Below are 22,069 nucleotides of genomic sequence, written 5' to 3'. Positions count from 1 at the left end.
AAAATACCCGAAATGGTGGGTGATATTCCGTAAAACAGATAAATAGTTCATAAAACTTAAGGTAAGTTACAAATATCTATCTTTTTAAATGATATCTTCAGATGAAAGCACAAAAAAAAAGACTTACATTTCTGTAAGTCTTTTTGCTCCTCCTGCTGGGCTCGAACCAGCGACCCTCTGATTAACAGTCAGATGCTCTAACCAACTGAGCTAAGGAGGAATGTCCTTTGTTTTAAGTGGTGCAAATATAGGACGAATATTTATACCTTACAAATATTTTTATAAAAATTTCTAAAAAAATTATAATTTCCCTGTAAACACCTTGAAGATGTCGCTTCCGAAGATCAGTAACATCAATCCTAACAGGAAGATAACTCCAATCATTTGTGCGTTTTCCAAAACCTTCTGTGGAACCGGTTTTCCTACAATAATTTCATATAAAGTAAATAAAACGTGTCCGCCATCAAGTCCCGGAATAGGAATAAGATTCAGGAATGCCAACCATACGGAGAACATTGCTGTAAAGCTCCAGAAAGCAACCCAGTTGATCTTAAAGTTTCCGTCTGCATCTTTATCTACAGGCATATTCTTTACAATCGCAATAGGACCTCCTACATTTTTATACCCCTGAACTTTAGAGTTGAACATGATTTTGAACTGCTTAACCTGGGTAGTTAATGCTTCAATAGTTCTGGTAAATCCTCTTGGAATAGCCTCCCCAAAAGAGTATTTTTTATTTGTTACAACAGCTTTTGCGATGTTTTTTGTATCAATTGCTACCCCTAGTTTTCCGTTTTTATCAACAGAAACTGCTGGTAATGTCTGCAAAGCCCCATTTCTTTCAACATCTACAGTAATCGTCTTACCTTTATTTTCACTTAGAAGAGTGCTTACTTCATCAAAGAATGCCGCTTTTTTACCGTTGATTCCTACAATTTTATCTCCTTTCGCAAGACCTGATGCCTGAGAAGAAGGAGTTGCCAATGAATCAATGACCATAGAAACTCTTGGAGTGATATACAATTTTGCTTCTCTCTGCTTAAGAACATCTGCAACACCGTCAGCATTTACCGGGAAAGTAACTTCCTGGCCGTTTCTGTTTACGGTAACATTGTCTCCTAAAAGAATATTGATTGATGTATTTTCAAGTCTCTCTGCAGGTTTTCCATCTACGCTGATGATTTTGTCACCATTCTGGAATCCCATTTTCTTTCCTGCTGAAGTCGCTTCAATACCATTGTCGAATTTCGTGATATCTGTATAGGTTTCTCCGTTGAAGAATGATAAAGAGCTATAGATCAACCATGCAAGGAAAAAGTTAACCGTAACTCCACCCAGCATAATAATAAGTCTCTGCCAAGCCGGTTTCGATCTGAATTCCCATGGTTCTGCCGGCTTTTTCATTTGGGCAGTATCCATACTTTCATCCACCATTCCTGCAATTTTTACATACCCTCCGAAAGGAAGCCATCCAATTCCGTATTTGGTTTGTTCAGGATGTTTTCTCCAGTCATTGTCCGGTAGTTTTGATATATCGATAGGAACTTCTTCCTTCTTTCCGTTTACCTCTATTACTTCAGAATCCGGCAGGTTCTTTGATAAAAACTTATACTGCCATTTCCCGTTGATTTTCTTCATGGAGAATATGGAGAAGTAAGGATCAAAAAACAGGAAAAACTTCTCTGCTCTGGTCTTGAACCATATTGCCGGTAAAAAATGCCCAAGCTCATGAAGAAGCACAAGTATAGAGATGCTCAGAATGAACTGAAAAAGTTTGATTGCTATTTCCATTAATAAATTTTAGATTTTAATTTGCAAAGGTAACAATTATCAAAACTATGCCAAATAAAAAAGCTCCCCGAAACGAGAAGCTTTGTCATATTTAAAGACGATTTGATTATAAATTGAAAGAAACACCCAGACTGCCATTATTACCTACTTCTGCAAATACCCCTATTTTCTCTGTGAAGAAATAACGGGCTCCAATGTGAGCGCCAACTCCGAAGTCTCTTCCGAGAACTCCAAGGTCTACACCAGGGTAGATATCCCATTTTGAGGGAAGGTTCAGTGCTTCCTGTAAATGAAAGTTCAGTCTCCCGAAAACAAAAACACGATTATCCTTATCGTTGTTTTTATAATTGTCAAAATAGCCGTTGATTCCGGCTCCTACTGAAATAAGTTTATTGAGCCCATAGTCGTAGGTTCCCGTTACTCCGGTTCCATATCCCCAGGCACTCAGCCCCAGTTGTACTTTCTGATCCCCTTTTCCCGTCCAGGCCTGAGCATTAGCCATGGCCCCAAAAAAGAAAATCGTCACCATAAAAAACAATTTCTTCATAAATTTTAAATTTTTAAGGATAGTAATAAAAAATATCTCTATCAAAAATGAAACCGAAAGAGAATCCGTATTATAAAAATGAAAGACTTTAATAAATTATTATGAAATATTGTTTGATATTGGAGAAGGAGACACTGTTTTTCTGCAGTTGAATTCTCCTGAGAGTTTTCTTTTTGTAATGATAAAAGGCGTATTTTTATACTTCAGATTTGAAATAATTTAAAAAGAATAAAAGATGAAAGTTGTAGGGCTTAATTTAGATATCATCTGGAAAAATAAAGCTGAGAATTTTAAACTCATAGAAAATGAGCTTCATAATGTGGAAGCGGATCTGTTTCTTCTACCCGAAATGTTTTCTACTGGCTTCTGTATGGACGCTTCTGAAGTTTCGGACAGAAATAATGAATCACTGGAATTTTTGAAGAAACTTTCAAAAGATAAAAATGCAGCATTCTGTGGAAGTGCTCCGGTAGAACACAACGGAAACTTTTACAACAGAATGTATTTCGTACGGCCGGGTGGTGAAGTTTCTTTTTATGATAAACGGCATCTGTTCTCTTTTTCAGGAGAAGATAAAGTATATACACCTGGAAAAGAGCGGGTAGTTGTTGTGTATCAGGGAATACGATTTCTGCTTCAAGTATGTTATGACCTTCGTTTTCCTGTTTTTGCCAGAAACAATGATGACTACGATGCTATTTTATATGTGGCCAACTGGCCCGAGAAAAGAGTAGGAGCATGGGAACATTTGCTAAAAGCCCGGGCTATTGAAAATTTATCTTTTGTATTTGGCTTAAACAGAATTGGAACTGATGGAAACAATTTGTTTTATCAGGAAAGTTCTCACTGCTTCTTTGCAGACGGAAAAGAAATTTCTGAAAAACAAGGGAATCTTGTGTCCGCAGAACTAAATATAGATGAATTGAAAGATTTCAGAACCCATTTTCAGTTTTTAAATGACCGGGATAGTTTCTCTATTCAATTGTAATAAAAAATAAAGGCTGAAATTCAAATGAATTTCAGCCTTTATTTTGGTCCTTATCTAAGCATATTGCTGGAGAAGATTAGTGAGTGTATTCACATCATGTACACCACTTTCTTTCCATAATAGTTCTCCTTTTTTGAAAATGGCAAGAGTAGGAACTCCGCGCACTCCATATTGAGCTGCTAATGCAGGATATTGGTCTACATCTACCTTGATGATTCTTGCTTCTTCGCCAACATTCTCCTTTACCGTATTTAATACTGAAGACTGTACTTTACAAGGCTGACACCATGTTGCGAAAAAATCGATCAGTACAGGCCTTTCGGAATCAATGATTTCCTGAAATTTTTGTGACATAGTTTTGGTTTTATTAGTTTACTTTTTTGTTTGTTTCGTCCTGGATTGCTTTTACATTCTTCCAGCTTGTACCATCATAGGCTTCCACTCCGTTTTTCTTCAGAATTTCCATAGCCTGATCTGCCTGAACTCCTTTATTACAGAACACAACAACTTTTTTACCTTTCAAGGTTTCTATATTGCTTTGAAGCTCTGCTAATGGTATGTTGACAGCATTTTTTGCTGTTCCTGCAGCATACTGTTCCGGAATTCTGACATCCACCAATGTTACATCAGAGCTATTGACTACTTCTTTGATGTTAGCTTTGGGTGTGAAAGCGGTATGAGATGTTTTACAGGCACTTAGCGTAAAAGCCATTGCTAAAGCAAGCCCAAAAAACTGTATCTTCATGATCTTATGACGTTTTAGATTGGCATACAAAATCTGTAGTCGGGAATTTTTCCGTCTTTTTGATGCCGTTAAAACCTCCTTCTATTTCGGTAAAGTTTCTGATTCCGTGTGAGTTAAGGATGCTTGCTGCGATCATACTTCTGTATCCGCCTGCACAGTGAAGAAAGAAATGTTCCGAATCATCCATAGTGCGGGCCCAGTCACTGATCGTATCCAGTGGCCTGTTATAAGCGTTGTCAATATGCTCTGCAGAATATTCAGTCAGTTTTCTTACATCAATTACTTTTGCATCTTCTGTAAACTGTTCAGCAAACTCAGATGGGGTAATTCTTTTGATCTCATCAGTTTCCTTACCTGCATTTTTCCAGCCTTCAAAACTTCCTTCCAGATAACCTACTACATTATCAAAACCTACTCTGCTTAGTCTGGTAATTACTTCTTCCTCGGTTCCTTCATCTGCTACCAGTAATAGAGGATGCTTTACATCCACGATAAGATTTCCTACCCATGGGGCGAAATCACCTTTCAATCCTATATTGATAGAGTTGGGAACAAATCCTTTATGGAAGTCCGCCGCTCCTCTTGTATCTAAAATTAATGCTCCGGTTTCTTCAGCCAGTGCCTCAAAATCTTCCGGCGCTACAGGTTGTAATCCTTTGTTCATTACAACATCCAGACTTTCATATCCACCTTTGTTTAATGCGACATTCATTCCGAAATATTTTGGTGGTGCTGTTAAACCATCAAGAACCTCTCTGATGAAAGAGGCTTTATCGGGTTGATTAAGCGCATAATTCGTCTTCTTTTGGTTTCCTAAAATATCTACCGTTTCCTTCTGCATGTTTTTTCCGCAGGCAGAACCTGCCCCGTGAGCAGGATAAACGGTAATGCTGTCATCCAAAGGCATAATTTTGTTCTGAAGACTGTCGTATAGAATTCCCGCAAGGTCTTCCTGGGTAAGATTGGTTGCTTTCTGTGCAAGATCTGGTCTTCCGACATCTCCTAAAAATAAGGTGTCACCTGTAAAAATTGCAGTTTCAATACCGTTTTCATCTATTAAGAGATAAGTGCTGCTTTCCATGGTGTGTCCGGGAGTGTGCATTACCTTTATTTTTACTTTTCCGATCTCAAAAATCTGATTGTCTTCGGCAATAATTGCTTCAAATTCAGGAGCAGCAGTAGGTCCATATACAATCGGAGCACTTGTTTTCTTGCTTAAATCCAAATGGCCTGATACAAAATCTGCATGGAAGTGAGTTTCAAAAATATATTTTAAAGTGACATTATCTTTTTCCAGACGATCCAGGTAAGGTTTTACTTCTCTTAAAGGATCTATAATGACTGCTTCATTCTCTGATACAATATAATAGGCACCCTGAGCCAGACAGCCCGTATATATTTGTTCAATTTTCATTGGGGTCTTTTTTTAATGAGTTAAAGATACAAAGTATTAGATAAATTCTAAATGAAATGTTAAATCCCATTGATAGTTTCTTTCAATACTTTGTTAAACGGATGTTTAATACATTGTCTTTTTCAGCAAAAAGAATGCCTTACAACCTGTGAATTTGCAAATGCTGTTTTTTATCATGTTCTCTTTAGAAATCATATATTGTTCGCAGGTTAATACATGTGGTTTAAAATTTGTTTATGCAGATACAAATTTATTTTTCAAAGAAATAAAGATAAGTTCATTGGAAAATATCTTTACATATTCTCCAAAAATTTTATATTTATAAGTTAAAAAAGCGATCAGATGGCAGACAAAACACAATTTATTGAAGAACTAAACACGAGATACACTCCAAAAGGAGAACATATTATATTGGGAAAAGGAATGCTGGATGGTGAAGTGGTCACAGAAGTAAATGTAACCATTCCCCTGAAAACGATTAACCGTCATGGTCTTATCGCCGGAGCTACGGGAACTGGTAAGACAAAAACATTACAGGTATTTGCAGAACAGCTTTCTCATGCAGGAATTCCCTCTTTGGTTCTTGATATTAAAGGAGATTTCTCCGGGATTGCAGAAGCAGGCCAAATGAATCCTGTTATTGAAGAAAGATATGCTAAAACACAGCTTCCTTACAATCCACAGAGTTTTCCGGTAGAATTGATGAGTATTTCCGGTGGTGAAGGCGTGAAGTTGAGAGCTACCGTTACAGAATTCGGGCCCGTTTTACTCAGCAAAATCCTTGAACTTAACGATACGCAGCAAAGCATCATGTCGATTGTCTTCAAATACTGTGATGATAAAGGGCTTCCGTTGATTGATCTTAATGATTTGAAGAAAGTACTGCAGTATGTGACGGATAATGCGCAAGGAAAAGCCGAGCTTGCAGCGAATTACGGGTCCATTGCATCAGCATCTCTTGGAACAATTTTAAGATCTATTGTCGCGTTGGAACAACAGGGAGCGGCAGGATTCTTCGGTGAATTAAGCTTTGATGTTCATGATTTACTGGAAACAAGGGACGGAAAAGGAGTGGTCAATATTTTAAGAGTATCAGATATTCAGAATAAACCACAGCTTTTTTCTACGTTTATGCTTTCGCTTTTTGCAGAAATTTATATGACGTTTCCTGAAGAAGGAGATAGTGGCAAACCAAAGCTGGTGTTATTTATAGATGAAGCACACCTGATTTTTGATGAAGCTTCCAAAGCTCTTCTTTCACAAATTGAAACAATGGTAAAACTGATCCGTTCCAAAGGAGTAGGGATCTATTTTATTACTCAGATTCCTGGTGATGTCCCTGAAAATGTACTTTCTCAATTAGGATTAAAGATTCAGCATGCATTAAGAGGTTTTACAGCAAAAGATAAAAAAGAAATTTCCAAGGCCGTTGAAAATTACCCTACCACAGAATATTACAATGCTTCCAGCCTGATCCAGAATTTGGGAATTGGAGAAGCATTTGTCACGGCTCTTGATGAAAAAGGAATACCTACACCATTAGTACACACTTATCTGATCTCTCCGGAATCAAGGATGGATGTTTTGAGTGAAGCGGAAATCTCTGATCTGACTTCAAAATCAGCACTTGTTGCAAAATATGAACAGCCTATTGACAGAGAGTCAGCTTATGAAATGCTAACCAACAGAATGGAACAGGCAGCACAAAATCCAGCGCCTACTCAAAAGACAAAACCGGTAAAAGAAGAACCAGGAATGTTTGAACAGGTATTGCAGAGTAAAGCCGGCCGTACTTTTACTTCTACATTAATGAGAGAAGGAGCAAAAGCTATTCTCGGAATGTTTGGTCTGGGAGGCAGAAGAAGATAATTTTGAAGGATAACCTGCTATATTTTGCTATATTTTTTGTTATTTTAGCAGGTTATCTTTACATAACAGTAAAAAATAGAACCAGATTTTATCGGGGAATAAGCTTTGGTTTTAAATATAAATGACAAAACAGCAGTTAACACACATTCAATGTATTCAATTATAGATATAGAAAGTAATGGTGCAGGTTATAGAAATGAATGCATTATCGATATCGCCATCTACAGATATGATGGTCAGAAAATTACTGACCAGTTTATTTCTCTGGTAAACCCTGAAGGAGATATTACCCCTTTTGTACAGAAACTGACCAGTATTACCCCAAAAATGGTCAAAACTGCTCCGAAATTTCATGAAATTGCCAAGAGGGTTATCGAAATAACTCAAAATACAACCCTGGTAGGTCATAATATTGATTTTGATTACAGAATGCTTCGTCAGTCATTCAAAAGGCTTGGATATGACTTCAAAACCAATACTTTAGATACAATTCCGTTGGCTAAGAAACTGATTCCTGATGAGGTAAGTTATTCACTGGGAAAACTGGTGAAATCTCTGGGAATTCCTTTGACCAATCATCACAGGGCTGAAGGTGATGCAAGAGCTACATTAGAACTTTTCAAACTTCTGATTTCAAAAGATACTGAAAATGAGATCATTCAGAAACAACATGATGAGTCTAATGCAAAAACCTATATCAACAAGATCAAAGAGCTTACTCAGGATCTTCCCAACGATAAAGGCTTTGTCTATTTTCAGGATGAAGCGGGACGGATTATGTTCTCAGATTATGTTCAGGATATCAACAAGTTTTCAAAAAAAGTTTTCAATTCGAAATCAAAAAAATGGGAACAGATTCAGAAAGATGTTGAGCAGATTAATTTTGAGCTTACCGGAACAGACATTATTGCCAAGCTGATCCTGAACTCCAAAAATATTAAAAAGAAAGAAGTACTGCCTTTCGGATTGTATTTCAGGAACAATAAATATATAGTTGAGAAAAATACACTCAATAAAACCGAAAAACCGGTTTTAAAATTCAGATCATTTACGCAAGGAACAAAAGCGGTTCAGTTTATTGGTTCTCAGGAAGATTTTAAAGATTTTTCAGTATTGAAACAGAAAATTGAATTCAGAAAAAGAAATGAACTTTGGCTGGGACCAGGAAGAAAACTGGGGGAAAAATTATTTTTAATTATAGAAAACGGGAAAGTGGTTTCATTTGGTTTCTATGAACTGTTTACCCAAATTCAGACTTTAAGTAAGCTGGCTAAATTAAAAATTGACCTGCCGTTATCTTCCACAGATCTGAATAATGAACTGCAGCTGGCACTCCTTCGCAGCGATTTTGAAACACTGCCTTTACCGAAATGATATAGGAATTAACACTTTATAAGTTGATCTGAAAGAAGGCGCTTTTAAAATCAATTTTCGAAAAATAAAAAATAAATAGTATTTTTGCAAAAAATAAATGGAAGCAATGCAAAATTTTAAACAAATTAAAACTGGAAAAAAGGGAGCTGTAAGGTTCTCTAAGGTTTGGAATATTTAAAAGAGTTGTCTTGCATAAAAAATAATCAATGCGGCAGGCTCTTTTTATAAGAATCTGCCTTTTTTTATGTTAAAATGAAATTATGAATTCAAAAGAATTATTAAAGATTGCCAATGAGTTTGGCACCCCGGTGTATGTTTATGATGCGGAATCCATCAAAGTTCAATACGAAAAACTTACATCTTCTTTTTTAAAACATACAAAGTTCTTCTATGCAGCGAAGGCGTTGACAAACATCAATATCCTTAAGTATGTCAAGAATCTGGGAGCTTCTTTGGATTGTGTATCCATTAATGAAGTAAAACTTGGGTTAAAGGCAGGATTTTCAAAAGAAAAGATTTTGTTTACTCCCAACTGTGTTGATCTTGCTGAAATAGAAGAAGCAATGACTTTCGGAGTTCATATAAATATTGATAACATTTCTATTCTTGAGCAGTTCGGTAATAAATATGGAAATTCATATCCTATTTTGGTAAGAATCAATCCGCATATTTTTGCCGGAGGAAACTACAAAATTTCAACGGGGCATATCGACAGTAAATTCGGTATTTCTATCCACCAGGTTCGTCACATTGAAAGAGTGATGAAAAGTACAAACCTGAATGTGGAAGGTCTTCACATGCATACAGGAAGTGAGATCAAAGATCCTGATGTATTCCTGCAGGCTCTGGAGATTATGTTGGAACTTTCTGAACATTTCCCGAACCTGAAATATCTGGATATGGGAAGTGGTTTCAAAATTCCTTATCAGGATAGTGAAGAAGAAACTGATGTGAGAACATTAGGTAAAAAAGTAGAAAAAGTAATTTCTGAGTTTTCAAAATCTACAGGAAAAAAATTCGAATTATGGTTTGAACCTGGAAAATTCTTGGTTGGTAAAAGCGGGTATTTATTGGTGAAAGCTAATGTGATCAAGCAGACAACGGCTACTGTTTTTGTGGGTGTGAATTCCGGATTCAATCACCTGATTCGTCCAATGTTCTATGATTCTTACCACATGATCGAGAACTTATCCAATCCAAAAGGTGCTGAAAGAATTTATACGGTAGTAGGAAACATTTGTGAAACCGATACTTTTGCCTGGGACAGAAAACTGAACGAAGTGAGAGAAGGAGATATTCTTGCTTTCCACAATGCTGGAGCTTATGGTTTTGAAATGAGTTCAAACTTCAATTCAAGATTAAAACCTGCAGAAGTACTATTCTTAGACGGAAAAGCACATTTGATCCGTAAAAGAGATGAATTTGAAGATCTGTTGAGAAATCAGATTGAAATAGTAATGTAAACTTAAGTGATACGATATAAACAGCCACCTTTTTGGGTGGCTGTTTTGTTTTTTAATCAATTTGTTTGAGGGGTAAGTAGAAAGAAAATTCAAAATTAAATTACAAGTTTTTAACATTGAAATCGGATGAAAGTTCCAATTTTATTAGCTAAATTTGATAGAGATAGGGGCATTATTATCCCTGTTAAATACTATTTTTCACCAAAAACAACCACCAAAATAGAATAATTATGGCCAAAAACATAGCAGAGCAGATTGTTGAAATGCTCGAAAATGCCAATGTGAAAAGAATTTATGCAGTAACTGGCGACAGTCTCAACCATCTGAATGTTGCTGTTAAAAAAAGCAGTATCCAGTGGATTCATGTGCGGCACGAAGAAGTGGGAGCTTATGCAGCTGCTGCAGAAGCCGAACTGGATGGCCTGGCAGTATGTGCAGGGAGTTGCGGCCCGGGACATGTTCATCTTATCAATGGAGTGTATGAAGCACACCGCTCTCATGTTCCTATGCTGGTTATTGCCTCTACGATTCCCAGTGATGAGATGGGAATGGATTACTTTCAGGAAACCAATACAATAAAACTGTTTGATGACTGCAGTTACTATAATCAGATGATTACCCGTCCGGAGCAGGTGCAGAGAACTGTGCAGACGGCTATTCAGCATGCTATTTCCAAAAAAGGAGTTGCCGTAATAGGCCTTCCGGGAGATGTTTCTGAGCTGGATGCAGAAGAAGGATCTACTTCTACTCAAATCTTTAAAACCAATCCTGTTGTAAGACCTTCTGATGATGAATTGAAACAGCTGGCAGCATTGGTAAATAATAGCAAAAAAGTAACATTGTACTGCGGAGTTGGAGCGGGTGAAGCAAGTGCGGAAGTTATAGAATTGTCTAAACTATTAAAAGCGCCTGTAGGATATTCATTCCGGGGAAAAATGGCAATTCAGCCTAATAATCCTAATGAAGTGGGACTTACCGGGCTGTTGGGATTTCCATCAGCATATCATGCAATGCACGAAGCAGATCTGGTTCTTCTTTTGGGGACTGATTTTCCTTACCAGAAGTTTATGCCGGTAAAAAATAAAATTGTACAGATAGATGAAAGTCCGGAAAGATTGGGAAGAAGGGCAAAACTGGAATTAGGTCTTGCAGGAGATATCAAAGAAACAATAAAAGCATTACTCCCTTTATTAGAAGAAAAAACAGATGTTCACTTTCTGAATGAGCAACTGGCATTTTATGAAAAAGTAAAAGAAGGTCAGTTAGAATATGTAAAAGATTTTGGAAAAGAGAATGCTATCCAGCCGGAATATGTGGCACATACCTTAGATAAACTGGCCAAAAAAGATGCTATTTTTACCGTAGACACCGGAATGTGCTGTGTTTGGGGCGCCCGGTTTATTACAGGAACGGGAGAAAGAAAAATGCTTGGCTCATTTAATCATGGATCAATGGCTAATGCAATGCCAATGGCAATCGGAGCAGCTTTAGCCCATCCGGAAAAGCAAGTTATAGCAATGTGTGGAGATGGAGGCCTATCGATGCTATTAGGAGATATGGCGACTATTTTTCAGTATAAACTACCCGTAAAACTAATCGTTTTCAATAACAGGACCCTTGGAATGGTAAAACTGGAAATGGAAGTCGGCGGAATGCCCGATAATGAAACAGATATGATTAATCCCGACTTTGCTATGGTAGCACACGCAATGGGGTATCCGGGTAAGAATGTACACCTTCCCGAAGAAGTGGAAAGCGCCATCAAAGAATGTTTAGATCACAACGGACCTTATCTTCTGAATATCTTTACCAATCCCAATGCATTGGCTCTTCCTCCTAAAATTGAGTTTGATCAGATTATGGGAATGACCAAATCTATGGCTCAATTGATGCTTGGAGGTAAAATGGATGAGGTTTTTGAAACAGTGAAAAGCAATTATAAACACATTAAAGGTCTCTTGTAAGGCTTCAAAGTAAATCTTGTATTTACCATATTCGTATTTTAAACTTCATGCTTTGCGTGAAGTTTTTCTTTTTTATAAATGAGCTAAATATTTACCTTTGCTTATTATTAGGAAACAAAATTATGAGAACAGTACTTTTATTTTTGGCTTTGTGTACAGGGACTTTTTCATTTGCACAGGATCAGGAAGAACGGGATGATTCCTTCATAAGAGATAGTAATAAAACCCTTTTAAAAATAGATATTAAAGAACCTTTTATGCAGGTTGCCATAAAATGTAATGATTTTAAACCGGCAGCTTATGAAGGTGGAGTTGCAGCTTACAAAGACATCCTGAACAAGTATATGTATGCTTATCTGAATTCGGATTTTTATGCGCTGACAGGAGACTTTACATTTACTTTAGTGCTTGATGACAAGGGAAAAATTGTGGATGTGAAAGGGATGCCTAAAGTACAGAACAGCGAAATTTTTTTTGATGACATGCAGTATGTCGTAAGAAGAATAAAGAAAAACTGGACTCCGGCGTCTTGTAACGGGCAGCCTGTAGCTTCACAGGTTAAAGTTAAAATGAACTTCTCTTCAATGTCAGCAGATATTGATTAACAGATGAGAAAGTAACTTTTGATTACAAAAACAATACTGAAAATCAGATTTGATAATCTCAGCTATGATTATGATTAAGAAAACTCTACAACTACTTGGATTGATGCTGGTTTGTGCTATGGGCAAAGCGCAGACATTTGATCTGCTTCAGGGAGATATGAACCCTTATAAAGGAGGTGCTGTCCAGTTTTATAAAGATTTGAATACAGTTCTGATTGAAAGTCATTCAGAACACTGCAATAACAGAATGTCTGAAATGTTTCTGGCTGAACTTGAAATCGAAAAGGGACAGGCTAAAATTATTAATAAAACTCTTTCTGATAATTGCCCTACCGCTGTATTTGTAAAGGCTCTCAATGAAATAAATAAACTTAAAAAATGGAAAAAAGGTGCGGATGTACAGAAATATGTTTCCATCATATTCTATCCGATCGATTATTTTGACAACTTTAAAGAAAATTATACTACACAGGGATTAAAAAAATCTGCTGAATTTCCAGGAGGAATGGGAGAATTCAGAAACCGTCTGCTCATTAATCTGAAAAACCAGAATATCAGAAATGCTGATGGAGTAACAGCTGAAATACGATTTAAAGTTAATCAGGAAGGTTTTTTACAAGATATTATAATACAACCTGATGATTTACAGGATGATATTAAAAACAAGGTAATGAAAGCTGTAGGACAAATTACCGAAAAATGGCAGCCGGAATCTTTTCGCAGTGTTCCGATAACATCCACTTACACTATGCGTGTAACTTTATGATTTTGTTAAAATAATAGCGCTGACAATCTGTCACAATATTTTGTATCTTTGCAAACTTATTTGTTCGTAATTTAAAATTGCGGGCCTTAAATTGATTATCGTGCAGGAAAAATATATAGACGAAACGAAACAGGGCGAAGCTTTTGCCATTGCTGAAAGACCGGAGAATTCTAAAAAACTGTTTTTAGAAAGCTATGGCTGTCAGATGAATTTCTCTGACTCTGAAATTGTTGCATCCATCCTTAATGAACAAGGATACAATACAACAATGAAGGTAGAAGAAGCAGACCTGATTCTTTTAAATACATGTTCCATCCGAGAAAAAGCAGAACAGACCGTAAGAATGCGTCTTTCCCAATTCAAAAACCTGAAAAAAGAAAAACCGAATATGACGGTGGGCGTTTTAGGCTGCATGGCGGAAAGATTAAAAACCAAGTTCTTAGAAGAAGAACAGCTGGTTGATCTTGTTGTAGGTCCGGATGCTTATAGAGATTTACCTAATCTTTTAAAAGAAACCGACGATGGAAGAGATGCAATTAACGTAATCCTTTCCAAAGAAGAAACTTATGCAGATATCAATCCTGTTCGTCTGGGCGGAAACGGTGTTACAGCTTTTGTTACCATTACCAGAGGTTGTGATAACATGTGTACATTCTGCGTAGTGCCTTTTACAAGAGGAAGAGAAAGAAGCCGTGATCCACACTCAATTATAGATGAATGTAAAGATCTTGCTAACAACGGATACAAAGAAATTACCCTTTTAGGACAAAATGTAGACTCTTACCTTTGGTATGGAGGAGGTCCTAAAAAAGATTTTGCCAAAGCTTCTGAAATGCAGAAAGCAACAGCAGTTGATTTTGCCCAGCTTCTTGATTTGGTAGCTAAAGCCGTTCCTGAACTGAGAATCAGATTCTCTACTTCAAATCCACAGGATATGAGTCTGGATGTGTTCAAAATGATGGCAAAGCATGACAACATCTGTAAATACGTACACCTCCCTGTACAAAGCGGAAGCAATAACATGCTTGAAGCAATGAACAGACAGCATACCCGTGAGGAATATCTGGATCTGATTAAAAAAGCGAAAGAAATTGTTCCTGATGTGTCCTTTTCTCAGGATATGATCGTTGGATTCTGTAATGAGTCAGAAGAAGATCACCAGGATACCCTAAGCCTTATGAGAGAAGTGGAATATGACTACGGTTATATGTTCGCTTACTCAGAAAGACCGGGAACTCCGGCTCACAAGAAGATGGAAGATAATATTCCTGCCGATGTGAAGCAGAGACGTCTTGCTGAGGTTATTGCTCTTCAGGGTGAACTTTCAAAACAAAGAATGAAATCTTATGTGGGAAGAACACACCAAATTTTGATTGAAGGAATTTCCAAGAAAAACAAAAACCAATGGAAAGGAAGAAATTCTCAGAATGCAGTATGTGTCTTCGATCAGCTTGAAGGTCAGAAAATAGGTGACATTGTGAACGTTTTTGTCTATGATAATACACAAGGCACGCTTTTAGGGAGAACAGCGGAATAATATAAATATATCTTCTGAAAAGAAAATCAACGGTTATATTACCGTAAGATTTTTAGTAAATTGTGAAGGAAAGACAGGATTCTTCAGATTATAGCATATGAGCCCGGATCTGAAAGATACTGTACTGGATGAAGAATTAGAAAATAAACTGCTGCAGTTTATAAAATCACTCGATGGCTGGATGCCAAAAGAGATAAAAGGTTTAAAAGTAGATTATTATCAGTATTTAACCTATAAAATTGAAAATGGAAAAGTTTCAGAGGTATTACCTTAGCTTTTTGTTACTTATCGTTTACACCAATACTATTGCACAGGTCAACTGTAATGCAGTAGAGGGTGAGAACTGCAAAAAAGCGTGTGAGTTATACAACTGGGCTTCAAATTTACAAGGTTTCGCAGAATCTCAGGAGGGTTTTGATAAAGCCATTGAGCTGTGTCCTGATTTCTCCCGTGCTTATATGGAAAAAGCAGTTCCATATCTTAAAAACGGAGATTTTGTAACCTGGAAAATTTTAATTGATAAAGCAGTTGCCTTAGACCCCCAAATGCACCTTGGTTACAGAGGTTGGACCAAGTTCCAGTTTTTGAGAGACTATAAAGGGGCAATTCAGGATTTAGAAGGTTTAAAAAAATATTATCCCAAAGACTTAGGAAGATCTCAAAACGGAGACTATAACCTGGATGTAGTAAGAGCTATGTCCTACAGTGCATTAGGCCAGAAAGGAAAAGCAGCGGGAATTATAGAAAGACTTCTGGCAACCAGAGGTTATGTGAAGGGAATGTTTGATCATTACCAGCTGGGAGTTACTTATTTCGAGCTGGGAAGGTATGACAAAGCCCTGGAAAATTTTGAAAAACAAAGCAAAGAATACAACTTTGCCGAGAATATATACTTTAAGAGTAAAGTTTCTAAGATCAGAAACAAAGATTATTTAGATTTAAAAATGTTAGCCCTGCAAACGTATGATGAAGGAAAGACGATGAAAGATGTCTACACTCATCATTTCAACAAAGTCTACAGAAAAGAGATTGAAGAGCTGTAGAAGAGTAACATTAAATCAATAATCAAAAATTTACTTATGAGCAACGAGTTACAAAACATAAAAAACCGTTTCGGAATTATAGGGAACTTTCCGGCACTCAACCGGGCCCTGGAAAAATCTATTCAGGTAGCACCTACAGACATTTCTGTCCTGGTGATAGGAGAAAGTGGTGTGGGAAAAGAATTTATTCCGAAAATTATCCATTCAGAATCCAAAAGAAAACATCAGCCTTATATTGTGGTCAACTGTGGAGCAATTCCGGAGGGAACCATAGATTCTGAGCTGTTCGGGCACGAAAAAGGAGCTTTTACAGGTGCTACAGCAACAAGAAAAGGGTACTTTGAAGTCGCAGACGGCGGAACAATCTTTTTGGATGAGGTAGGAGAGCTGCCATTACAGACGCAGGTGCGCCTTTTGAGAGTACTGGAAAGTGGGGAATTTATGAAAGTAGGGTCTTCACAGGTACAGAAAACCAATGTGAGAATTGTAGCCGCTACCAACGTTAATATGATGAAGGCAATCCATGACGGAAGATTTCGTGAGGATTTATATTACCGGTTGAATACCGTTCAGATTGATATGCCGCCTTTGAGAGAAAGAAAAGGAGATATTCATCTGCTGTTCAGAAAGTTTGCGATAGATTTTGCAGAAAAGTACAGAATGCCGGAGCTGGAACTGGAGCAGAGCGCTGTTCATTATATAGAAAGTTATTCCTTCCCGGGTAACATCCGCCAATTAAGAAACTTAGTAGAGCAGATGACTGTTGTGGAAAGAAACAGAAATATCACTGCTGAGAAACTTGCCGAGTATATTCCGATGGAAACACACCTTCCCATGGTAGTGAGCACTCAGAATACTCCTAAACAGAATGATTTTGGAAGTGAAAGAGAAATCATGTATAAAATTCTGTTCGATATGAGGAATGATATTAATGATTTAAAATCCTTAACTTCGGAATTGATTAAGAACAGAGGAACGGCAGATCTGAGCAGCCATGAGAAAAACCTGATCAACAGGATTTATACTCCTGAAACTCAGCCACAGGTAAATTCCGGATCTTTAGTCTATTTTGAAAATAATAATGACACACCGGTAGTTCAGAATCCTACGATTATGTCAACACCTGATGACAGCTATGAAGATATCGAGGATATAGAAGTGGAAGAAAACAGACCGGAGTCACTTTCTCTTCAGAATAACGAGAAGGATTTGATTATCAAGGCGCTGGAGAAGCATAAAGGTCGCAGAAACAGAGCTGCAGATGAATTGGGAATCTCACAAAGAACTTTATACAGAAAAATAAAACAATATAACCTGGAAGATTAGCACAACATAAATAATGAAAGTAAATTTAAAACCTAAGCCAATCAATTTTAAACTCGGAGAATATATTAATAAAGGGGTCGAACTTTTAAAGAAAGATTTCGGGAATATATTTGTAGCATTTTTAGTGTGCTTTATCATGTCAATTATTCCTTTCTGCGGACTATTAGCGATGGGTAATTTATATAAATACCTTCAAAGGCTGAACAGAAATCAGCCGGCAAGTCCCGGAGATATCTTTGATTTTAAAGACTTCATGCCTTACTTTATGCTGCAACTCATTGTTTTTGGAGGCGTTTTACTGCTTTACATTCCTTTATTTGCTGTATTGGGTGTATCGGGGGCAATGTCAGAGGGTAATCAACCCAATCCGATGGTAGCTCTTTTTGTGTTTCCTTACGTGTTCTTATTGATTGCTGCGATATATTACTTCGTATTGAAAGGTTTTTATATCATTCCATTAATAAGTCTTAAAGGAGTTAAAGAAATAAAAGAAGCCTGGAATATTTCAAAAGTAATGACCAAAGGGAATCTATTGTCAATTTTTCTTTTCTCATTAGTAGTAAGTATTCTAGCACAGATTGGTATTGTTGCCTGCGGAATAGGAATTTTTCTTACCCTGCCATTTTTATACACAGCAAACTATTTTGCCTATGAAGATGCTATTCAACAAATTGAGTATGATGAAATTACTGAAATTGGATCTAAAAATGAATTTTAACATTAAAAATATCAGCCTGAAACAATCACTGCTTACGGTAATGCTTTTTGCATTGCTGGGAGTTTTAAATTCATGTTACAGCTTTACGGGATCATCCCTTACAGATGAAAAAACCGTTCAGATCAATGAATTTCCGAATAATGCACCCCTTGTAAACCCTGCATTATCCCAACAGTTTTCTACAGCAATACAAAACAGATTCCTTCAGAGAACAACTCTGAAAGGAACCAAAGAAAATCCAGATATCCTGATAGAAGGAGAAATCACAGACTATTCCATTACACCTACCACAATCAGTTCCAATACCCAGACAAACCCTTCTGGTGGAGTGATTCAGCAGGCACAGAATAAACTTACGATTACAGTAAAGGTACATTATGAAAACAAAATTCATCCGGATGCAAGTTTCGACAGAACCTATTCCGATGAAGCAGCTTTCAACAGTGATGTATCACTAAGCCAAATCGAAGACCAGCAGGTAAAGCTGGTAACAGATAGAATTATTAATAAGATATTTAACGACATTGTAGCGAATTGGTAAGATGAATCCGAGAGTTTTAGAATTAATAAAAAATCCGAAAAATATTCAGTCCGAGGACCTTGGTCTTTTGAAAGAAGAGATTCATACTTTTCCTTATATTCAAAATATCAGGGCGCTTCACCTGTATGGAGTCCATCTGTACGAAAAAGAAAATTATCAGAAAGAGCTTTCTACAACGGCGGCATATACTACTGATAAAAAGATTTTGTATCAGTTGATCAACGGAAAGATCAAGCAAGAGGCCAAACCAGAGGTTGCTGAAGAGAAGAAACCTTCTAAAACAATTGAAAAACCTGCTCAATTGGCCCAGAAAACTAAATCTTTCCCTATCAAAAGAGAAGAGGAGGGTTCTGTAGAAAAACCAGCAGAAGAGCAGGAAACGGCATGTGTTTTACCAACTGTACAGGAGATTAAACACATTTATATCAATGGTGAACGAAACAGAATTTTATTTGAAGGAGAAGAAAACTTCCTTGATGAGCAAAATTCCGAGACAATAGATATTGAGTCTACTCTGGAATCAGGAACTTTGGTAACCCAAAAGACTGAAACTGTAACAGAACCTGTTGCCGAACAAAAAGAAGAGATTCCATCTGAAACAGAGAAATCAGAAGAAAACTTTACACCGGAAACAATCATTCATGAAGATCAGATTTCTTCAGAAAAAGAAGAAGAAAAGGTTGACGACGAAGAAAATATCAGTTTCCATGAAGTATCTCCTTTATTACAGGAGGAAGATATTGTAAATGTAGCAGAAGAGCCTTTAAATACAGGATCAACAGATAACGAAGCTAAACCTGTTTCTGAAGAAGAACCTGCTCAACAAGAAATACGAGCTGAAATAGAAGAGAATGCTGGAGAAAACTTTACGCCAGAAACCATTATCGACGAAGATCAGATTTCTGCTGAAAAAGAAGAGGCAAATAGTAATGAAGAAGAGTCATTAGTAGAAGTATCTGATGCTGAAGTAAGCTTCCATGGAACAGATTCGTTCATGCCAGATGTTAAAATCCAGGCCAATAACGAAGAAATTTCTGAAACAGCTGAAGTTTCCCAGCCCCATGTCAATAAACATGAGGAGGAAATGAGACGTCTGATTGAAGAAGTTGAGAAAAAGATGAAGGAGGCTAAGCCTGTTTCTCAAGAAGAAAAGGTAGAGCCTGAAACAACTGGGGGTCATGAAATTAGCTTCGCGGAAACCCAGAATTTTCATTTTTGGTCAACAAGTGAGGACAAGCCTGAGGAAGTTAAAGAAGAGCCTGTAAAAGAAGAAATTGTTGAAAACCAATTGCCTGAAGAAGAGGTTAAAGTTGAAATTCCAGAAGAAAAAGAAGAAGATATTCCTAAAGTTCAGACAGCTTGGAAACCTATGAGTGTGGAATCCAATATGCCTGATTCATTAATCAGCAAATCAAAAGAAGTATCAGCTCCTGAAATAAAAGCTCCGGTAGCAAAAATTTTCCCTGCAGAAAAAAAAGAACAGGTAATTGAGACTGAAACACCATCTGAAATGATGGATACCGCTACAGAAATTGTTCAGGAAGATACTCTTTCAACAATAGAAAAAAGTTCGGAAGTTTCTGAAAATCAATCTGGATCTGTGGAAACGGCCGAAGAGAATACTGATAAAGCTGTTGCAAAAGAAGAAGTTCCTGTGATGAATGTTTCTTTCTTTGGAACCGATATTTCTACCCTTAAGGTTGAAGAAAAGCAGAAGGAAAGTAAAGAAGAATCTGTAGAACAAATGCAGGAAGTTACTATGAAGAATACAACGCAGCCGCAATTAGACAGTAATGTTCCCGGTTTTATCAATACCTGGCAAAGCTGGCTAAAGATTGACAGAACTGAAGAGATCGAAAAGGATAAATCAGAAATCAAAGAAAAGGCTATTGAAACCTTCATTGAAAAAAATCCTAGAATCAGTCAGTTAAAAGAAGAAAGCTCCTATGTTGTTAAAGAAAAGAACGATGATATCTCACATTTGATGACAGAGACGTTGGCGAATCTTTATTTTGAACAGAAATTATATACAAAAGCAATAAAAGCATTTGAAATATTAATCAAAAAGAGTCCAGAGAAAAAAGAATATTTTGAATCTAAAATTCAGGATATTAAGGACTTCAGAAGTAAAAATTAAAATAAAAAAGGTACTGTTTTAAAGCAGTACCTTTTTTATTTATAAATTCTGGGGATTACTTTTATTGCCTCTTAATTTTTTCCAGGCTCTCCGCCCAAAAACAACAACAAGAATTAAGATAATTATGGCAAGAATTGCTGCGATTACCGGCGCTGCCATAGCAAGAACAGACATAAGACCTGCTCCGGCTGTTTCCGTGGTTCCTACCACAGAATTTCCCAGTCCTCCGGTTGTTGCCGTAGAAGCAGCCCGTATTCCTGCAAATCCGGAGCTGATTGTGGCCGCTGTACCTCCACCCGCAATTAATGCCAGCCCCCATTGTGGAAATGTTCCCAGTTCGGCAAACTGACTGGCAAATAATATAGAGCCTGCTACCGTCGCCATCGGAATAGAAACCGTATCCAGCAAATGATCAACAAAAGGGATGTAATAGGCCAGGATCTCTGCCACCGTGGCAATTCCTGTTGTAATCAACGCAGGAAGACCCGCAAGCCACTCAAAATGCTCATTCATGGGAATCCAGTTGAAATAAGACGCAAGACTTACGATAAACATCGGGAGAAATACCCGAAATCCAGTAGCCGCTGCCAGTCCAATTCCGATAAATGCACTAATGATATAAGAAAAATAGGGAATATTATCTAACATATTAATTTTCAGATTTATTGTTTTCCCTAAAATTACAAAAAGTATATGATATTAAGACGTGTTAATTTCTAAGTTTGAGGTACAGGATTCAAGCTTTGTTATTCATGATTTGCTGTAGAATAAAAGATAGTATCTACGCAATCATCTGTGTGGTCCAAAGGAAAATAAAAATCTGCGAGATAAAATACCTCACAGATCTCTTATTTTAATAAAAAAATTATTTTTTCTGCGTTTCACAAAGCGTTATAAACTGTGCTTCCACATCCTGAAATTTCAGAGGCATTTCAGGGGATGCCCAAAATAGCATGGCCATTGTTTTTTCTCCGAAGGCTTGTTTAAATAAGTCTTTATTCAGACGGTATGATTCTCTCAGCAATCTTTTGATCCGGTTTCTGTGTACAGCTTTTTTAAAATATCTTTTTGAAACAGAAACCCCGAATCTGGATGCTTCTACTGGAAGGGTGGGCTTGTCTTTCAGAATAATGATTCTCAGATTTCCACTGGTTCTCCATTTACCCTTATCAAAAAGCAAACTGATTTCCGTGTTTTTTTTGAGCTTTTCCGCTCTGGGATACTTGGAATTTGTCATTTAC

The 22,069-nt window shown here is 37.0% G+C and carries 21 protein-coding genes and 1 tRNA gene; 14 read left to right on the top strand and 8 right to left on the bottom strand.

Going from position 1 to position 22,069, the window contains the following annotated elements; all coding sequences use genetic code 11:
* Positions 1–146: 146 nt before the first annotated feature.
* The 3 genes from KYG33_RS13905 to KYG33_RS13895 all read right to left on the bottom strand — a co-directional run bounded on the left by KYG33_RS13905 (position 147) and on the right by KYG33_RS13895 (position 2,338).
* Positions 147–220: transfer RNA gene (locus KYG33_RS13905), tRNA-Asn, on the bottom strand.
* 80 nt (positions 221–300) lie between these two features.
* Positions 301–1,791 (bottom strand): RIP metalloprotease RseP, encoded by a 1,491-nt coding sequence (gene rseP, locus KYG33_RS13900; RefSeq protein WP_180564809.1) that lies wholly within the window; start codon positions 1,789–1,791, stop codon positions 301–303.
* Positions 1,792–1,897: 106 nt separating this feature from the next.
* Positions 1,898–2,338, bottom strand: coding sequence for a DUF6646 family protein (locus KYG33_RS13895; protein WP_047377248.1), 441 nt, complete (start codon positions 2,336–2,338; stop codon positions 1,898–1,900).
* A 235-nt stretch (positions 2,339–2,573) separates the two neighbouring features.
* On the opposite strand from KYG33_RS13895, the gene KYG33_RS13890 reads away from it, so the two are divergent.
* Positions 2,574–3,326, top strand: coding sequence for a nitrilase-related carbon-nitrogen hydrolase (locus tag KYG33_RS13890; protein ID WP_077419404.1), 753 nt, complete (start codon positions 2,574–2,576; stop codon positions 3,324–3,326).
* Positions 3,327–3,380: 54 nt separating this feature from the next.
* Here the strand turns inward: KYG33_RS13890 and KYG33_RS13885 are convergent, their stop codons facing one another.
* From KYG33_RS13885 to KYG33_RS13875, 3 genes are read right to left on the bottom strand one after another with little or no spacing between them, the layout of a single operon-like run.
* The gene (locus tag KYG33_RS13885; RefSeq protein WP_077419405.1) at positions 3,381–3,680 is read right to left on the bottom strand and encodes a thioredoxin family protein; all 300 of its coding nucleotides are present in this window, start codon (positions 3,678–3,680) and stop codon (positions 3,381–3,383) included.
* Positions 3,681–3,693: 13 nt separating this feature from the next.
* A complete protein-coding gene (locus KYG33_RS13880; protein WP_180564808.1) occupies positions 3,694–4,071 on the bottom strand; it encodes a rhodanese-like domain-containing protein in 378 nt (125 codons plus the stop codon).
* Between the two features lie 4 nt (positions 4,072–4,075).
* Complete coding sequence (locus tag KYG33_RS13875) at positions 4,076–5,485, bottom strand: MBL fold metallo-hydrolase (protein ID WP_077419407.1); 1,410 nt, start codon at positions 5,483–5,485, stop codon at positions 4,076–4,078.
* A 342-nt stretch (positions 5,486–5,827) separates the two neighbouring features.
* On the opposite strand from KYG33_RS13875, the gene KYG33_RS13870 reads away from it, so the two are divergent.
* The 13 genes from KYG33_RS13870 to KYG33_RS13810 all read left to right on the top strand — a co-directional run bounded on the left by KYG33_RS13870 (position 5,828) and on the right by KYG33_RS13810 (position 20,828).
* Positions 5,828–7,354: a helicase HerA-like domain-containing protein gene (locus KYG33_RS13870; protein WP_180564807.1), complete on the top strand. Its 1,527-nt coding sequence runs from the start codon at positions 5,828–5,830 to the stop codon at positions 7,352–7,354.
* Between the two features lie 150 nt (positions 7,355–7,504).
* Positions 7,505–8,728: a PolC-type DNA polymerase III gene (locus KYG33_RS13865; RefSeq protein WP_077419409.1), complete on the top strand. Its 1,224-nt coding sequence runs from the start codon at positions 7,505–7,507 to the stop codon at positions 8,726–8,728.
* Between the two features lie 260 nt (positions 8,729–8,988).
* Positions 8,989–10,191: a diaminopimelate decarboxylase gene (gene lysA / locus KYG33_RS13860; protein ID WP_175627301.1), complete on the top strand. Its 1,203-nt coding sequence runs from the start codon at positions 8,989–8,991 to the stop codon at positions 10,189–10,191.
* A 230-nt stretch (positions 10,192–10,421) separates the two neighbouring features.
* Entirely contained in the window at positions 10,422–12,155 is a 1,734-nt protein-coding gene (locus KYG33_RS13855; RefSeq protein WP_180564806.1) for a thiamine pyrophosphate-dependent enzyme, read from the top strand.
* A 122-nt stretch (positions 12,156–12,277) separates the two neighbouring features.
* Positions 12,278–12,760 (top strand): hypothetical protein, encoded by a 483-nt coding sequence (locus KYG33_RS13850; RefSeq protein WP_219071930.1) that lies wholly within the window; start codon positions 12,278–12,280, stop codon positions 12,758–12,760.
* A 70-nt stretch (positions 12,761–12,830) separates the two neighbouring features.
* Complete coding sequence (locus KYG33_RS13845) at positions 12,831–13,526, top strand: hypothetical protein (RefSeq protein ID WP_139348603.1); 696 nt, start codon at positions 12,831–12,833, stop codon at positions 13,524–13,526.
* 100 nt (positions 13,527–13,626) lie between these two features.
* The gene (gene miaB, locus KYG33_RS13840) at positions 13,627–15,063 is read left to right on the top strand and encodes a tRNA (N6-isopentenyl adenosine(37)-C2)-methylthiotransferase MiaB (protein WP_180564803.1); all 1,437 of its coding nucleotides are present in this window, start codon (positions 13,627–13,629) and stop codon (positions 15,061–15,063) included.
* A gap of 97 nt (positions 15,064–15,160) precedes the next feature.
* Positions 15,161–15,337 carry a hypothetical protein gene (locus KYG33_RS13835; protein ID WP_180564802.1) on the top strand — a complete coding sequence of 59 codons (177 nt, stop codon included), beginning with the start codon at positions 15,161–15,163 and terminating at the stop codon, positions 15,335–15,337.
* Positions 15,309–16,106: a tetratricopeptide repeat protein gene (locus tag KYG33_RS13830; RefSeq protein ID WP_180564801.1), complete on the top strand. Its 798-nt coding sequence runs from the start codon at positions 15,309–15,311 to the stop codon at positions 16,104–16,106. Before KYG33_RS13835 ends, KYG33_RS13830 begins: the two co-directional genes overlap by 29 nt.
* Before the next feature lie 36 nt (positions 16,107–16,142).
* Positions 16,143–17,432, top strand: coding sequence for a sigma-54 interaction domain-containing protein (locus tag KYG33_RS13825; RefSeq protein WP_219071929.1), 1,290 nt, complete (start codon positions 16,143–16,145; stop codon positions 17,430–17,432).
* Between the two features lie 13 nt (positions 17,433–17,445).
* Positions 17,446–18,150, top strand: coding sequence for a hypothetical protein (locus KYG33_RS13820; RefSeq protein WP_219071928.1), 705 nt, complete (start codon positions 17,446–17,448; stop codon positions 18,148–18,150).
* On the top strand, positions 18,140–18,691 hold the full coding sequence (locus KYG33_RS13815; protein WP_077419575.1) for an LptE family protein: 552 nt from the start codon (positions 18,140–18,142) through the stop codon (positions 18,689–18,691). The genes KYG33_RS13820 and KYG33_RS13815 overlap by 11 nt, the downstream gene beginning before the upstream one ends.
* Position 18,692: 1 nt before the next feature.
* Positions 18,693–20,828, top strand: coding sequence for a hypothetical protein (locus KYG33_RS13810; RefSeq protein WP_219071927.1), 2,136 nt, complete (start codon positions 18,693–18,695; stop codon positions 20,826–20,828).
* A gap of 39 nt (positions 20,829–20,867) precedes the next feature.
* Here the strand turns inward: KYG33_RS13810 and KYG33_RS13805 are convergent, their stop codons facing one another.
* A complete protein-coding gene (locus KYG33_RS13805; protein WP_077419417.1) occupies positions 20,868–21,476 on the bottom strand; it encodes a DUF4126 domain-containing protein in 609 nt (202 codons plus the stop codon).
* Between the two features lie 217 nt (positions 21,477–21,693).
* Positions 21,694–22,065 carry a ribonuclease P protein component gene (gene rnpA, locus KYG33_RS13800; RefSeq protein ID WP_077419418.1) on the bottom strand — a complete coding sequence of 124 codons (372 nt, stop codon included), beginning with the start codon at positions 22,063–22,065 and terminating at the stop codon, positions 21,694–21,696.
* Between the last annotated feature and the right edge of the window lie 4 nt (positions 22,066–22,069).

Origin of the sequence: Chryseobacterium sp. D764 (assembly GCF_019317325.1) — a bacterium.
In the GTDB taxonomy this organism is placed as follows: domain Bacteria; phylum Bacteroidota; class Bacteroidia; order Flavobacteriales; family Weeksellaceae; genus Chryseobacterium.
Note: the sequence above shows the minus strand (reverse complement) of the source record. Positions and strands in the feature narration are given on the sequence as shown.